The sequence below is a fragment of the Shinella sumterensis genome (assembly GCF_004514425.2).
GTDB lineage: Bacteria > Pseudomonadota > Alphaproteobacteria > Rhizobiales > Rhizobiaceae > Shinella > Shinella sumterensis.
In genome coordinates this window covers 201,460-216,077 of the sequence record NZ_MYFN02000003.1, presented here as the reverse complement: position 1 = coordinate 216,077, position 14,618 = coordinate 201,460, and the positions used below count along the sequence as shown (strand labels likewise).

Sequence of the window (14,618 nt, the reverse complement as noted above, 5' to 3'; positions counted from 1 at the left end):
GCCGTAAGTATCGAGGAATCTGCGCGTGCTTGATGATCGTGACCGGAAATTGCTGGCGTTGCTTCAGGAGGATGCGGGTGCATCCGTGGCGGTGCTGGCCGAGAAGGTGAACCTTTCGCTCTCGGCCTGTGCCCGGCGCATCCAGCGGCTTGAGGAAAGCGGCCATATCGCCGGGCGGGTCGCGCTGCTGGACCGCGAGAAGATGGGGGTGCCGACGACGGTCTTCGCCCTGATCAAGACGGCGCATCACGCCGATGACTGGATCGAGCTGTTCTCGCGGGCGATCGCCGATATCCCCGAAGTGGTCGAGGCGCACCGGCTGACGGGCAATTACGACTACATCCTGAAGGTCGTTCTGCCGCGCGTCGAGCACTATGACGTCGTCTACAAGCGCATCGTGCGGCGGGTCGAACTCTTCGACGTCTCTGCCTCCATTTCCATGGAGGTGCTGAAATCCGGGGTCAGGCTGCCGGTCGACCACGCGCAGTAGGCCAAAGAAAAAGGCCGGTCGAGACCGGCCTTTTCCATCTGTCAATTCAATTGCTGATCAGGCTGCGGCGAGCTGATCGGCCGACATCTTGCCGGACTTGCGGTCGCGGACCAGCTCGAAGCTGACCTTCTGACCTTCGTCCAGAGCGACGAGGCCCGCGCGCTGTACAGCGGAGATGTGGACGAAAACGTCCGGTTCACCACTGTCCTGCTGAATGAAGCCGTAGCCCTTGGTCGTGTTGAACCACTTTACAGTGCCAGTTGCCATGACGAAACCTTTCCTAGCCGTCAAATCAATCTTCGGCCGCCGGAGGGCGGCCTTGGGTGGTCGAATTTGAAGGGGAAGTTCGTGAAGCTGCAGGCAGAGCCGGCAAAAGCAGAAGACAACGTTCAAATCTCGATGCGGGAGAAATAAGTGCTTCGCCGCAAGCGGTCAAGACGCGCCGTCGCGCATGTCGTCATTCGTTTGGCGCCGGAAATGCGCTTGCGAAGGACGCAGGCCCCGCCATTGACGGGGCCTGGCCACAATCAGGCGGGGCGCCGCTTGTCGGTGCGGTGCTGGTTCAGGAAGGCTGCGATGGCGGTTTCGCCATAGAGCCGGCGTTGCGCGACGCTGACGGCGGCAAGGCGGGCAGCGTCGCCGAACGTGACGATTTCCGTGTCGGACGCCGCCGGGTCGTGGGCGAAGGCCGTTGTCACGATATCGACCAGCGTACGCGGGAGGATATCGGTGCACTCACGCATGTTTTCGAAAACGAGGCCGATCGGGAGGAGCTGGTCCTCGTAGATCACGGTGGGTTCGGCGCGTCCATCTTCCCAGGAATCGAAGGCTTCCAGGGCATCGCCGAACAGTTGTTGCAGGGTTATGGGAGCATGTCCTTCGTGCAGGTCTGGCAGGAAATTCATCATTCTCTGTCTCCTTGGCATAAGGGCGTTTTGCTTCTTACTCCTGACTGGGCACCTGAGGCGTGGCGGGCCGATACGTATGGGCATCGGTCTGCTGCACCGCAGGCCTCACAAATCTTAACAAGCGGAAATCGATTGGGAAGCGAAAAATATTGTGCATCGCCGATGCCGCGAGTGAATAACCGGGAGTTCTGTTTCTAAACAGCAGGATAGCGGGAAAAATATTTTTCGCGCCGTTGTGCGTTGCGGCGTATTTTGTGTGCCGCAGCGCGTGAAGGGACGCGACTCTCTCCATATCCATCCGTGACTCATCTCCTTATCGCACAAAAGGCGATTGACCGGCGCCGCGCGGATCGCTAGAAGATGCGAACCGTACCGTACGGTACGCATAATGTGGCGGGTAACAGACGTGCAGGCGACAGAACAGGGCAGGGCAGGTGCAGCCGCCGCGGGACTGACGGAACGTCAGGGCGCGGTGCTGGAGCGTGCGCTCGGCCTGCTTGTCGAGGGTGGCGAGCGGGCGCTGACGACCGCCGGTGTCGCCCGCGCGGCGAACTGTTCCAAGGAAAGCCTCTACAAGTGGTTCGGCGATCGCGACGGGCTGATCGCGGCGATGATCGCCTACCAGGCCGGCAAGGTGCGCACGGTGGAGGCGAGCGCGGGCGCGCTGACGGCCGAGACGCTGCGCGCGCATCTCGTCGCCTTCGCCGTCGATCTCATCGATGTCCTGTCGGGCGATGTGTCGCTGGCGCTGAACCGGCTTGCCATCGGCCAGGCGAGCCGCGAGGGCGCCGGGCTCGGCCGGCTGTTGCAGGAGCGCGGCCGACGCCAGATCGGCAAGCGCGCCGCAGCGCTGCTGGAAGCCGGACGCAAGGCGAAGCTGCTTGCTTTCGACCGGGCGGACGAGGCATACGGCACGCTCTACGGCCTCATCGTCTCCGACATGCATCTGCGCATGTTGCTGGGCGAGGATGCCGCAGCCCTCAGGAAAGAATTCTCGCCACGCGCGGAGAAGGCGGTCGATGCCTTCCTGACGCTTCATGGCGCGAAACGGTAAAGCCGGCAGGAAACCGCCGGTCCAGTTCAAACAGACAAGCAAGGGAAGGAACCATCGATGCGCGTCTATTACGATCGTGATGCCGATCTCAACCTCATCAAGGCGAAGAACGTCGCCATCGTCGGCTACGGCTCGCAGGGCCGTGCTCACGCCCTCAACCTGAAGGATTCCGGCGCCAAGAACGTCGTGATCGCGCTCAAGGCCGGATCGCCGACCGTCAAGAAGGCCGAAGCCGACGGCTTCAAGGTCATGACCGTTGCCGAAGCGGCCAAGTGGGCCGACCTCCTCATGATGGCGACGCCGGACGAGCTCCAGGCCGACATCTACAAGGCCGACATCGCCGGCAACATCCGCGACGGCGCTGCCATCGCCTTCGCCCACGGCCTCAACGTGCATTTCGGCCTCATCGAGCCGAAGGCTTCGCTCGACGTCGTCATGATCGCGCCGAAGGGCCCGGGCCACACGGTTCGCGGCGAATACCAGAAGGGCGGCGGCGTTCCCTGCCTCGTTGCCGTTCACCAGAACGCCTCCGGCAACGCGCTCGACCTCGCTCTCTCCTACGCCTGCGGCGTCGGCGGCGGCCGTTCGGGCATCATCGAGACCAACTTCAAGGAAGAGTGCGAAACCGACCTCTTCGGCGAACAGGTCGTTCTGTGCGGCGGTCTCGTCGAGCTCATCCGCGCCGGCTTCGAAACGCTGGTCGAAGGCGGCTATGCGCCGGAAATGGCCTATTTCGAGTGCCTGCATGAAGTGAAGCTCATCGTCGACCTGATCTATGAAGGCGGCATCGCCAACATGAACTACTCGATCTCGAACACGGCCGAGTGGGGCGAATACGTCACGGGCCCGCGCATCATCACGGAAGAGACCAAGGCCGAGATGAAGCGCGTCCTCAAGGACATCCAGACCGGCAAGTTCACCTCGGACTGGATGCAGGAATGGAAGGCCGGCGGCGCCCGCTTCAAGGGCATCCGTCGCAACAACGACGCCCACCAGATCGAGGAAGTCGGCGCCAAGCTGCGCGGCATGATGCCCTGGATCGGCAAGAACAAGCTGGTCGACAAGGCCGTCAACTAAACACTTGGCTCCAGCCAAGTAATCGTCCGGCACCCTGCGCCGGGCGAGCGACCGGGCGGTCTTCCGCCCGGTCTTTTATTTCAGCGCCATCAAATTAATGCGATGCATGCAAATTATATATTGCATCGCAGCAAGTAATATTCTTGCGAAAACCCTCCTTCAGGAACAAAATACCTCTGTGTTTCGTTCGACTGTCAGGAGGATGGTGCGATGACCACGATTATCCAATACTTCGCCTGGTTCGATCTTTTTATCCTGGGCAGTATAGCGATGCTTGTTCTGCTCAGTCTCTACGGTGACCGGACGACCTGAACGCTAAAGGCGCGGGCCGCGGTATTCGGCGGTGCTTGCCGGCGGCGATACCAGGCATGGTTTCGGGCCTTGAACGTCTTTTGGCGCTAAAAATTAGGTCAGTATTATTGACATAAATGCGGCGCCATGATGAGGTGCGTTCAAACAACAAGCCCGAGGAAACACCATGTTCAAATGGGAACAGGCCTTCGCGACCCGCGCGTCGCGCATGAAGGCGTCCGAAATCCGCGAACTTCTGAAGCTTCTGGAGCGTCCCGACATCATCTCCTTCGCGGGCGGCATTCCGGATCCGGCCTTGTTTCCCAAGGAGGCCTTCGCGGCCGCCTATGCGGATGTGCTGGCGGGCGAGAACGCGGCGGCCGGCCTGCAATATTCCGTCAGCGAAGGCTACAAGCCGCTGCGTGACTGGCTCGCCGGCGAAATGGGCAAGATCGGCATTCCCTGCACGGCCGAGAATGTCTTCATCGTCTCCGGCTCGCAGCAGGGGCTGGATTACCTCGGCAAGCTTTTCCTGTCGCCGAAGGATACGGCATTGGTCACCTGGCCGACCTATCTCGGCGCGCTCCAGGCCTTCAACGCCTATGAGCCGACCTATGACCGGCTGAACCTTTCAGGCAATCGCACACCGGACGCCTACCGCGCGACGGCGGCGGAAGCCGGTGGCCGCGTCAAGTTCGCTTATCTCTCCGCCGACTTTGCCAATCCCACGGGCGAGACCGTCGATCGCGCCGGCCGTGAAAGGCTGCTGTCGCTCGCGGAGGAGCTGGATATCCCCGTCATCGAGGACGCCGCCTACCAGTCGCTGCGCTATGACGGCGAGGCCGTGCCGCCGATCCTGGCGCTGGAAATCGCCGAGAAGGGCGATATCGATGCCACGCGCACCATCTATTGCGGCAGCTTTTCCAAGACGCTCGCGCCGGGCCTGCGTGTCGGCTACATCGTCGCGGCCGCCCCCGTCATCCGCAAGCTGGTGCTGATGAAGCAGGCGGCCGACCTGCATTCCTCGACGATCAACCAGATGGCCATCGCCCATGTCGCCGAGCGCGGCTTCGACGCGCAGGTCGCGAAGATCCGCACCGCCTACAGCGCGCGCCGTAACGCCATGCTGGCCGCACTCCAGAAATACATGCCGGAAGGCGTGAGCTGGACCAAGCCGGAAGGCGGCATGTTCATCTGGGTCACGCTGCCGGCTGGCATGGACGGCGCGACGCTGCTCGCACGCTCCATCGAGACCGAAAAGGTCGCCTTCGTGCCCGGTCAGGCGTTCCACGCCGATGGCAGCGGCGCCAACACGCTGCGTCTCAGCTTCTCCTGCGCCGATGCCGCGACGATCGAGGAAGGCATCTCCCGCCTCGGCCGCCTGCTGAACGCGGAACGCCTGGCGGCGTGATCACGACCTTCGCCGCGCTGCTCTGCCTGCAAGCGTGCCGGATTTGCCGAGGGGATGCGGGTCTCTCTTATCTCCTTCTCCCCGCGGGGGAGAAGGGAAGGATGCCAGCCTCAGCCGAGCTTTCATGGGTGGGTTTCTGGAGCTGAATCCAGCAATGCCAGAGCCGACTCGAACACCAGGTCCGGCAGCACGCCGAACGTATAGGGCGCATGCACGCGCTCCCATTTCTGGTGATAATCCCGCCCCCATGGGCCGATATTCACGGTCGGGAAGGATAGCAATCCGGCGGGGGCTGCGTCGGTGAAGGCCGCCGACGGGGTGTTGGCGGCGAGGATGCCGGTTTCGCCGGCGTCCGGACGATGGCCGAAGAAACTCATGTCGGAAATGCCGGCGAAGATCTGCTTGAACTTGATCGACGTGCCGTGTCGCTTCGCGGTATCCGCCATCACGGCCTGCAAGCGGCTCCGCATGGTGCGGCCGGCGCCTCCCGCCTGTTCCAGATGCACCAGCGGATAATGCAGGCTGCCGAAGCCGATGATGACAGCGGGGCCCTCGATGCCCGCTTCGGCTGCCGTCGCCGCCACGATCTCGCGGCTCACCTTCAAGGGATCGTTGCCGCCGGAGAGTGAACGGTCGAGTGCTTCCAGGCGTTCGAGCGCATCGCCCTTCAGCCGCGCCACAAGCTCCGCATAGGTCAGCACCACGCCTTGCGTCTTCGCGACCGGACCGCCCTGGAAACGGGCGTGATGCGCATCCTGCGTGTCAAGTGCGGACTGGAGCGCTCCGCTCACGACCACGCGGAAATCGTTGAGGATGTCGGCGGCGCGGCGCCGGTGGGTCAGCCAGTTGAAGGAGAGCCAGACACGATCCGGTGTCGTCACCTCGTAGCCGTCCCTGACGTCGCGCGCTTCAAGGCAGACCGGCGGCGGCGCGCGCTCGCCGAAGGCCTCGTCGCTGAGCTCCGGCACGGTATCCATGGCACGCACGATGTCCGCGCCGATGCGGGAGGCGCTCGTGCCGTCGAAGGGATAGCCCGCATGAGTCGGGCGGCCGATGACGAAGGCGAAGGGCGCGAACTTGCCGATGGAACCGAGATAGACCGCGCGGCCCTCTTCGCCACCGTGCTCGCAACTGGAGGCATCCAGGTTGATGCCGGCGACGATGTCGAGGTCGAAGCGGCGGGCGATGTCGGGCAGGGCGTCGCGCAGGCTGCGCATGCCGCGCGAGCGGTTTTCCTCGTCCGGCGTGGCGACGAAGAGGATATTGCCCTGCGGCGCCTCCATCGCCACGAAGCGCTCGAGCGCGGCGATGCCGGCGGCAAGGCCGCTCTTCATATCGAGAAGCCCGCGCCCGGCGATAAAGTCGCCGCTTTCGAAATCTATGAGTGCTTTTTCTTCGGCGCGGTTGCGTGGGCGGCCACGCAATTCGGCCATGAGCGCTTGGGTGAGGGGTTCCGGATCGCAGGCAAGCGCTGCCAGCGCGCCGTAGTTCGCGATGGAGACCGTATCGAAATGCCCAGCCAGCACGATGGTTCGCCGGCCGGTGCCGCACGCCAGCGCCACGAGGGTGCGGGTCATCGGTTCGCCATGGCTGTCGATGGTGAAAAGCCGGTTGGGATGGCGCGTGAAATAGGGTGTCTCGGCCAGATGCGCGCGCAGGTGCTCTGAAAACGCTGCCTCGTCGGGCGAGCCGGTCACACTCGGCCAGCGCGTCATCTGCAGCGAAAGAGCCCTGGCGCGCCGGGCAGCCGTTTGAACCGCGGTTTCTGTCATCATCGGAGCGCCTGTCGTCAGCGTTGTCATGATGAGAACGCTAGCCGAGGATGAAGGCAGGCAAAACGCCAAATCCCTGTATGAATTGTGCGAATTTCTGGCATTCTGTCATGAGAGATTGTCATTTCGTCAGGTTTCCCATGGATACGATCGATCAAAAGCTTCTCGCGCTGTTGCGCAAGGATGGCCGTGCGTCATTGTCGGCGCTGGCGACGGCGCTCAATGTTTCGCGCGGTACGGTGCAGAACCGCATCGAGCGGCTGACGCGTGCGGGCATCATTTCCGGCTTCACGGTGCGGGTTTCGGAGGCGGATGATCCGCACGCCGTGCGCGCGGTCACGATGATCGAGATCACCGGGCAGAAGACACTAGCCGTCATCAAGGCATTGCGCGGCATCCCGGAGGTGCATGCCCTGCATACCACCAACGGTGCGTGGGACCTCGTCGCGGATCTTCGAGCGGAAAACCTCGTCACCTTCGAGCGCGTGCTGCGCGGCATCCGGGCCATGGACGGGGTTTCGAAATCCGAAACGAGCCTGCTTCTGACGACGCTCTAGCCTTTTGCCGCCCGGTCACGGCTCCGGGCCGACCGGTTGTGCACGGACCGAAAAGACGCTTTCCATTGCCGGGCAGGCGGTTACACTTCGCCGGCATTGCCGAAAGGACCCCATGTCGCTCCGCCTCGCCACCTTCAATATCGAAAATCTCCTCACACGCTTCGATTATACCGGTTTCCGCAACCAGGTCCGGCAGGATCGCGTCCTGCGGCTGTTCGATATCCGTAACGAGGCCGAATACCAGCGGCTGGAGGAGGCGCGCACCATCGCGCTCACCGACGATGCGCGCCAGCATTCTGCCCTGGCGATCGCGGATGCGGATGCCGATATCCTGTGCCTGCAGGAAATGGACAACATGGCGGCGCTGCAGGCTTTCGAATACGGCTACCTGTTCCGCATGGTGGGCAACGGCTACCGGCAGAAATACCTCATAGAGGGCAATGACAGCCGCGGCATCGACGTCTGTGTGCTCATGCGCGAGGAGACGCGTGACGGGCAGCGGATCGAATGCGTCGACATCCGCAGCCATGCCGGCGTGACCTATCGCGATTTCGATCTGCACACGGCTGATCCCGCCGCAGGCTTCAATCCCGATGACAGGGTCTTCAAGCGCGATTGCCTGGAACTGGACCTGCGCATCGGCGGGCGTCCGCTGACGCTTTACGTCGTGCATTTCAAGTCGATGGGGCCGGGGCGCGACGGCATGGATGGCCGGCAATCGACCATGCCGGTCAGGATCGCCGAGGCGCGGGCCGTGCGCCGCATCATCGAGAATCGCTTCGGCGTCGGGAAAACCGCCGACAAGGCCTTCGCCATCTGCGGCGACATGAACGATTATCAGGAAAAGCTCGCCATCGAAGGCGACCGGCGCAGCGGCTACCGCTTCATCCCGCAAAAGGAACCGCTGAGCGCGCTCGACACGTTCACCGCGGATGGGTTTGCGGTGAACCCCATGCTGCGCCGTCCCGTCGATGACCGCTGGACGCTCTATCACAGCCGGGGGCCGGAGGAGCGCCATCTCTGCCAGCTCGATTACATCTGGCTTTCGCCATCGCTTGCCGAGCGCAACGCCCATCGCGTGCCGGAGATCATTCGCGCCGGCCAGCCGTTCCGCACGCTGTTTCCGCCGGGGCAGGAGGTGGAGCGTTATCCGCGCGTGGGCTGGGACCGTCCGAAGGCGTCCGATCATTGCCCCGTCGTCATGACGCTGGATGTCTGACAGGCACCGGCATCATTTCCGCTTGCCCGCGGTTGGAAGCTCGGGCAGGTTTGGGTGCATGTGTTCAGGCAAAAAATGAACAGGGAGAATGCCTTGTCCCGTCGCTACGCCCTTTACGACGTCTTCACCGATACACGCCTTGCCGGCAATCCGCTGGCGGTCGTCTTCGACGCCGACGATCTGGACGACGGCACGATGCAGCGCATAGCCGGCGAGTTCAACCTTTCCGAAACGGTGTTCGTCAAGGCGGCGGAGAACCCGGCGCATACGGCGCGGCTGCGCATTTTCACGCCGGGCCGCGAACTGCCGTTCGCGGGCCATCCGACGGTGGGCGCAGCCATCGCCATCGCGGAATCGGCCGGGGAGGCCGCCGGGCAGCGCGATCAGGTCTGCGTGCTGGAGGAGAATGTCGGGCCGGTGCGCTGTGCGGTGCGGCTCGGCGGCGGGAAAGCGGCCTTCGCCGAATTCGACCTGCCGCGCAAATCCGCGCAGCTCGACGCCACGTTCGACCGGCAGGCGCTTGCCGATGCGTTCAGCCTCAAGCCCGGGCAGATCGGTTTCGAGAACCATGTGCCGTCGCTCTGGAGCGCGGGGGTGGCCTTCGTCATGATCCCCGTGCACGATCTTGCCGCGGCCGGTGCCGTGGAGTTCGATCCCGCGCTCTGGGAGCGCTGCGTCCCCTTCGCGGAAGGGCGGCTTGCTGCCGCCTATCTCTATTGCCGCGGCGGCGTGAACCACAATGCGAAATTCCACACGCGCATGTTCGCGCCCGACATGGGCATTGCGGAGGATCCGGCCACGGGCGCGGCCGTGGCGGCGATGTCGGGTGCGATCCACTTCTTCGACGGGCTGATGGACGGTCATCATCCCTACCTGATCGAGCAGGGCGTCGAGATGGGCCGCCCCTCGCATATTCATCTGCACCTCGATGTGGCCGGCGGAACGATCGCCGGCGCACGTATCGGCGGCGAGGCCGTTCGTATCGCCTCGGGAACGCTGGATTTGTGACGGTATTTTTGCGCTGCGGAAGAAATTTGCCCACGGACGCAGATTTTTTCCGATGCGGTATGGACAAGGTCCGAGAACGTCTTTATACGCCCCGTCAGACCGCTGGAGCGGTCAAGTGGGTGATTAGCTCAGTTGGTAGAGCAGCTGACTCTTAATCAGCGGGTCCACGGTTCGAGCCCGTGATCACCCACCAAATCAATTACTTAGCGCATTTCTACCAACGCGCTTTCTCAGAAAATGATCATGTCCGAGGCGCCTTATGGCGCCTTTGTCGTTTGTGCGTGTTCGCTCCGCGCGGCAGGGAGGACGGTCCCCGAGTTGGTTGGTAAAGCTGTTCCTAACGCTGCGACAATTGTGTGTCTGAACAAGACGGAATCACGGGCCGATTTTCGCTGCGGCAGCGGAATTTACCATGCGACCGGGCATTTCCCTCTGGTTGTGCCTTTCCGCTTGCATGAAAGGTGAAGGCGAACAATCTGACGTTCCGGCATCGCGCCGATGAACAGTCAGGATTGTGTTTCATGCCGAACGAGCTTCGATCTCTTCAGTATCTGCGAGCTGTCGCCGCGCTTTTGGTCGTGATGGTCCACTACCAGGCGCCGCTGGCGCGGCTCGGTTATCACGGATGGTCCCCGCAGGCACTCGGATCTGGTGTCGACATTTTCTTCGTCATCTCCGGCGTGGTCATGTGGCTTTCGACGGTGGACAAGAACCTGACGCCGGGTGATTTCCTGCTGAAGCGGGCGTTGCGCATCGTGCCGATGTATATGCTCATCACACTGTTCATCACGCTGATCATGGTCGCGTTCCCCTGGGCCGTCAGCAACGGGCATTTCGATGGTGCGCATGTCGCAGCGTCGCTGCTGTTCCTTCCCTGGGAGCATCCCGATCTGAGAGGGCATCTCTATCCGGTTTTCGTGCCCGGCTGGACGATCAATGCCGAGATGTTCTTCTACCTCCTGTTCAGCGTGGTGCTTCTGCTTGCGGTGCGCCTGCGGATCGTTGCGGTCGCTCTTGCCTTCGGCGCACTTGTGCTCATAGGAGCTGTCCTGCATCCGACCGGTTCGCTCTCGTTCTACACGGAGCCTTATCTGCTCGAGTTCCTGTTCGGCCTCGTGATCGCGGCCGGCTACAGGACCGCCGGGCAGATCGGCGTTCTGCCGTCGGCCCTGCTGGTTGCGGGCGGTGTTGCCTGGCTGGTGCTGTCCGCCGTGTTCGAGCCATCTGTGCAGGATATCGACCGCGTGATCACCTGGGGTATCCCCGCCGCCATGATCGTCTGCGGCAGCATGTATCTCGAGCGCGCGGGCGCGCTGCGGCACAGCCGGATCATGCATTTTCTCGGGAACGCGTCCTATTCGATCTACATGACCCACACGATCGTGCTGTCGGCCTGCGGTCTCGTGCTGTCGCGCCTCCCGCTGTCGCCGGTCGCCCAGCAATTGATCTATCGCCCCTTCGCCATGGCTGCGGTGGTGGCGGTGGGCTGTCTGACCTATCTTGTGGTCGAACAGCCCATGACACGGGGCTTCCGAGCATTTGTAGGCCTGCGGCAACGACGCCAGCAGATCGCCTAGCGCCTTTGTGCCGAATGCCGGCAAACGCCCTTGCCTCGCGGGCCTCGTTCGCCATATTGCCTCCCGAACCGAATGGAGGACCAGGCATGACGGATATCAAGCGACCGGAAGAGGTGGTTGCCTATTGGTGCGATACGCTGACGGCCGAGAACTGGTGGAATTCCACGCCGGAACTCGATGCATGGGTCCACGGGCAATTCGCCGCCACGCATCTGGCGCTATCGCGCGGTGTCGGGCCGCAATGGCGTGCGAGCCCCGAGGCGCGGCTGGCGGCCATCATCGTGCTCGACCAGTTTCCGCGCAACATGTATCGCGCATCGCCCATGGCCTTCGCGACCGACTGGCTGGCGCTCAGGGAAGCGCGGCTGGCTCTGGATGCCGGGGCGGACCAAGAGGTCGATTACGGGCGCCGCCACTTCTTCTACATGCCCTTCGAACATTCTGAATCGCTGGCCGATCAGGACCGCTCGGTGCAGTTGTTCGAGGCGCATGGCGATGCCATGTATCTCGATTATGCCATCCGCCATCGCGACGTGATCGCCGAGTTCGGCCGCTTTCCCCATCGCAATGCCTATCTCGGCCGCGTCTCGACGCCGCAGGAGGAAATCTATCTCGCCCAGCCGGACGCGGGCTTCTAGGCGCCGGGCGGCCCCATTTAAAATGGCCGCATTCATGGCTAGAAGGGTGTTCGTTCGCGCGTCTGCGAAGTCGCCTGTTTCCGTTCAGTGAGGATGGCCCGTTGCCGATCTCCCGTCTCCTGTCCATTCTTCTTGCGGTTTTCCTGTTGGCCGCTTCCCCCGCCGGTGCCCAGACGGCGCCGACGGTCGCGACGGATGTGGGCACGCAGCTGGACCAGGCGAATGCCGGCCTCACCACCGCCGGCAAGCAGCTCGACGACATCCGCAAGCAGGTCGATGCCTACGAGACCGACGATAACCGCCTTGTCGACCTCAAGGTCGAGGCGGAGACGCTCAACCGGTCCATTCTGGCGATTTCCGTGGCGCTGCGCCCGCGGCTCGACGCCATCAAGGCACGGCAGACGGAGCTCGGCGATCCACCGGCGGACGGCGAGCCCGCCGAATCGGCCGTCGTGGTGGAGGAGCGCAAGAAGCTCTCGGCCGAACGCAACCAGATCAATGCATTGACCGGCGAGGCCGAAAATCTCTCCATCGAGGCAACGAAGCTTTCCAACCGGATTACCGAAATCCGCCGGCAGCTGTTCAGCGAGGCGCTGCTGAAGCGCACGGAAATAACGCCCGACCTCTTCAGCGATGCCGCCACCGCCATCGATGCGGAGGCGCGCACCTTGCAGCGGACGGTGACGGCCTGGCTCCAGTTCGTCTGGAAGTTCAAGCGGTTGCAGCTGCTTGCCGCCGTTTCGCTCTCGCTGATGGCGGCCCTTGTGCTTCTCACGGGCAGTTACCGGCTGTTTTCGCCCTACATCACGCGCGTCGCCCAGCAGGAAAAGCCGCACTACATCACGCGGCTTTCCGTCGCCTTCTGGTCCACGGTCCTGCCGACGGCGGCCGCGGGCGCCTTCGCCGGCACAAGCTATTTCTTCATGGATGCGTTCAAGGTCCTGCGGCCTGACACCGCTCCAATGCTTGCCGTGGCGCTCGCCGTCATGGTCGGCATCTTTTTCGTGGGCCAGCTTGCCAATGCCGTGCTGTCGCCGGGCGACGGGAACTGGCGGCTGGTGCGGGTATCCGATCATGGTGCACGTCTGCTTTGGCTGCTGATCTTCAGCATGGTCATTGTCAACGGAGCGGACTACTTCCTGGGCACGATCAGCGAAACGCTGGGCTCCCCGGTCATCCTGACCGTGGTCAAGAGCTTCTTCGCCTCCATCATCATCGGCTTGCTGCTTCTCGTGACGGCGTTTGTCCAACCCGTCCTGCGGCGCGGGGAAGCGCCGGAGTCGCAAGGTCATCAGTGGCCGCGCTCCGTCTTCGTGCTGCTTGTCCTGACCGGCCTCGGCCTCATCCTGGCATCGCTGCTCGGCTATGTCGGCCTGGCGCGCTTCGTGGCGGCGCAAATCGTCGTGACGGGCGCAATCCTCGTGACCATGTATATCGGCTTCCTGTCCGGCCGCGCCGTATCCGCAAACAATGCCTTTGGTGCGACGGCGGTCGGCAAGCGGCTGGAGGAGCGCTTCGGGCTGAGCCCGATCGTGCTCGACCAGATCGGGCTGGTATCCGGCTTGAGCATCTACCTGCTGATCATCGTGCTCTTCCTGCCGATGATCTTTCTGCAGTGGGGCTTCCAGATCGCTGACATCGAGTCCTGGGCGTACCGCATCTTCACGGAAATCCGCATCGGCAGCATCACGATCTCGCTGGTCGGTATCCTTGCGGGGATCGTGCTCTTCGCGCTCGGCTTCATCGTCACGCGCTGGTTCCAGAAGTGGGTGGACGGCAACGTGCTGGCGCGAAGCCAGGTGGATGCGGGTGTGCGCAATTCCGTGCGCACCGCGGTCGGCTATGCCGGCGTGGCGCTTGCCGGGCTCATCGGCATATCGGCGGCGGGCATCAACCTGTCGAGCCTCGCGCTCGTCGCCGGTGCCCTCTCGCTCGGTATCGGTTTCGGCCTCCAGAACATCGTGTCGAACTTCGTCTCCGGCCTCATCCTGCTGGCCGAACGCCCCTTCAAGGTCGGCGACTGGGTGGTGGCGGGAACGACGGAGGGCTTCGTGCGGCGCATCTCGGTGCGCGCCACGGAGATCGAGACGTTCCAGCGCCAGACCGTGATCGTTCCCAATTCGGTGCTGATCAACGGACAGGTCGGCAACTGGACGCATCGCAACAAGCTCGGCCGGATCGATATCGCCCTCAGCGTTCACGCCGGCAACGATCCCCGCCAGGTGCAGGAGGTCATTGCCGATGTCGTGCGCGGCCAGCAGGGGCTGTTGCGCAACCCCGAGCCGGTCGTCGTCTTCCAGGCCTTTTCCGCCGCGACGCTCGATTTCGAGATCCGCGCCTTCCTTGCCGATATTCTCAACGGTACGGCCGTGAAATCCGAACTGCGTGCCGCCATCCTCGAGCGGTTCCGCGCTGATGGCATCGCCATGTCCGGCCCCGCCGCCCCGGAGGTGCCGGTCAAGATCTCGCCGGAGGGGGCTCTCCTTCTTTCGACGCTTCTCGAACAGGCGACGGACAAGCTGGCGAAACCGGCCGCCGCGCGCAACCGCAAGCCCGCGCAGGATCCATCCGATGCCTGATTTGCGGCACATGAATGCCGCATTCACGCTGCATTCA

Annotated in this window: 13 protein-coding genes and 1 tRNA gene; 11 read left to right on the top strand and 3 right to left on the bottom strand. The window is 63.2% G+C overall.

From position 1 onward, the window contains the following. Nucleotides 1–25: 25 nt before the first annotated feature. Entirely contained in the window at nucleotides 26–490 is a 465-nt protein-coding gene (locus tag B5M41_RS08110) for an Lrp/AsnC family transcriptional regulator (RefSeq protein WP_134649493.1), read from the top strand. 57 nt (nucleotides 491–547) lie between these two features. Here B5M41_RS08110 and B5M41_RS08105 read toward each other — a convergent pair whose 3' ends face one another. Next, nucleotides 548–757: a cold-shock protein gene (locus tag B5M41_RS08105; protein ID WP_134649492.1), complete on the bottom strand. Its 210-nt coding sequence runs from the start codon at nucleotides 755–757 to the stop codon at nucleotides 548–550. A gap of 260 nt (nucleotides 758–1,017) precedes the next feature. Next, complete coding sequence (locus B5M41_RS08100; protein WP_134649491.1) at nucleotides 1,018–1,398, bottom strand: BRA0787 family protein; 381 nt, start codon at nucleotides 1,396–1,398, stop codon at nucleotides 1,018–1,020. A 406-nt stretch (nucleotides 1,399–1,804) separates the two neighbouring features. On the opposite strand from B5M41_RS08100, the gene B5M41_RS08095 reads away from it, so the two are divergent. From B5M41_RS08095 to B5M41_RS08085, 3 genes are all read left to right on the top strand, one after another. Beyond that, nucleotides 1,805–2,452, top strand: coding sequence for a TetR/AcrR family transcriptional regulator (locus tag B5M41_RS08095; RefSeq protein ID WP_230640024.1), 648 nt, complete (start codon nucleotides 1,805–1,807; stop codon nucleotides 2,450–2,452). Nucleotides 2,453–2,509: 57 nt separating this feature from the next. Next, nucleotides 2,510–3,529, top strand: coding sequence for a ketol-acid reductoisomerase (gene ilvC / locus B5M41_RS08090; protein WP_134649489.1), 1,020 nt, complete (start codon nucleotides 2,510–2,512; stop codon nucleotides 3,527–3,529). A 478-nt stretch (nucleotides 3,530–4,007) separates the two neighbouring features. Then, complete coding sequence (locus B5M41_RS08085; protein WP_134649488.1) at nucleotides 4,008–5,231, top strand: aminotransferase-like domain-containing protein; 1,224 nt, start codon at nucleotides 4,008–4,010, stop codon at nucleotides 5,229–5,231. Nucleotides 5,232–5,353: 122 nt separating this feature from the next. Here B5M41_RS08085 and B5M41_RS08080 read toward each other — a convergent pair whose 3' ends face one another. Next, on the bottom strand, nucleotides 5,354–7,006 hold the full coding sequence (locus tag B5M41_RS08080; RefSeq protein WP_230640023.1) for a M20/M25/M40 family metallo-hydrolase: 1,653 nt from the start codon (nucleotides 7,004–7,006) through the stop codon (nucleotides 5,354–5,356). A 137-nt stretch (nucleotides 7,007–7,143) separates the two neighbouring features. Here B5M41_RS08080 and B5M41_RS08075 point away from each other — a divergent pair, with 137 nt between their 5' ends. The 7 genes from B5M41_RS08075 to B5M41_RS08045 all read left to right on the top strand — a co-directional run bounded on the left by B5M41_RS08075 (nucleotide 7,144) and on the right by B5M41_RS08045 (nucleotide 14,581). Continuing rightward, a complete protein-coding gene (locus tag B5M41_RS08075; protein WP_134649487.1) occupies nucleotides 7,144–7,560 on the top strand; it encodes an Lrp/AsnC family transcriptional regulator in 417 nt (138 codons plus the stop codon). A gap of 112 nt (nucleotides 7,561–7,672) precedes the next feature. Next, on the top strand, nucleotides 7,673–8,779 hold the full coding sequence (locus B5M41_RS08070; RefSeq protein WP_134649486.1) for an endonuclease/exonuclease/phosphatase family protein: 1,107 nt from the start codon (nucleotides 7,673–7,675) through the stop codon (nucleotides 8,777–8,779). Between the two features lie 93 nt (nucleotides 8,780–8,872). Then, nucleotides 8,873–9,787, top strand: a complete 915-nt coding sequence (locus tag B5M41_RS08065) for a PhzF family phenazine biosynthesis protein (RefSeq protein ID WP_134649485.1) — start codon at nucleotides 8,873–8,875, stop codon at nucleotides 9,785–9,787. A gap of 117 nt (nucleotides 9,788–9,904) precedes the next feature. Next, nucleotides 9,905–9,980: transfer RNA gene (locus tag B5M41_RS08060), tRNA-Lys, on the top strand. Between the two features lie 328 nt (nucleotides 9,981–10,308). After that, nucleotides 10,309–11,364, top strand: a complete 1,056-nt coding sequence (locus B5M41_RS08055; RefSeq protein WP_134649484.1) for an acyltransferase family protein — start codon at nucleotides 10,309–10,311, stop codon at nucleotides 11,362–11,364. Between the two features lie 86 nt (nucleotides 11,365–11,450). Continuing rightward, nucleotides 11,451–12,002, top strand: coding sequence for a DUF924 family protein (locus tag B5M41_RS08050; RefSeq protein WP_134649483.1), 552 nt, complete (start codon nucleotides 11,451–11,453; stop codon nucleotides 12,000–12,002). A gap of 101 nt (nucleotides 12,003–12,103) precedes the next feature. Beyond that, a complete protein-coding gene (locus tag B5M41_RS08045; RefSeq protein WP_230640022.1) occupies nucleotides 12,104–14,581 on the top strand; it encodes a mechanosensitive ion channel family protein in 2,478 nt (825 codons plus the stop codon). The last annotated feature ends 37 nt before the right edge of the window (nucleotides 14,582–14,618 follow it).

What these genes read in the sequence shown, in the direction of transcription:
- ilvC (WP_134649489.1), top strand. Translation starts at nt 2,510, where the DNA reads ATGCGCGTCTATTACGATCGTGATGCCGATCTCAACCTCATCAAGGCG.
- B5M41_RS08080 (WP_230640023.1), bottom strand. Translation starts at nt 7,006, where the DNA reads ATGATGACAGAAACCGCGGTTCAAACGGCTGCCCGGCGCGCCAGGGCT.
- B5M41_RS08050 (WP_134649483.1), top strand. Translation starts at nt 11,451, where the DNA reads ATGACGGATATCAAGCGACCGGAAGAGGTGGTTGCCTATTGGTGCGAT.
- B5M41_RS08085 (WP_134649488.1), top strand. Translation starts at nt 4,008, where the DNA reads ATGTTCAAATGGGAACAGGCCTTCGCGACCCGCGCGTCGCGCATGAAG.
- B5M41_RS08105 (WP_134649492.1), bottom strand. Translation starts at nt 757, where the DNA reads ATGGCAACTGGCACTGTAAAGTGGTTCAACACGACCAAGGGCTACGGC.
- B5M41_RS08055 (WP_134649484.1), top strand. Translation starts at nt 10,309, where the DNA reads ATGCCGAACGAGCTTCGATCTCTTCAGTATCTGCGAGCTGTCGCCGCG.
- B5M41_RS08070 (WP_134649486.1), top strand. Translation starts at nt 7,673, where the DNA reads ATGTCGCTCCGCCTCGCCACCTTCAATATCGAAAATCTCCTCACACGC.
- B5M41_RS08100 (WP_134649491.1), bottom strand. Translation starts at nt 1,398, where the DNA reads ATGATGAATTTCCTGCCAGACCTGCACGAAGGACATGCTCCCATAACC.
- B5M41_RS08075 (WP_134649487.1), top strand. Translation starts at nt 7,144, where the DNA reads ATGGATACGATCGATCAAAAGCTTCTCGCGCTGTTGCGCAAGGATGGC.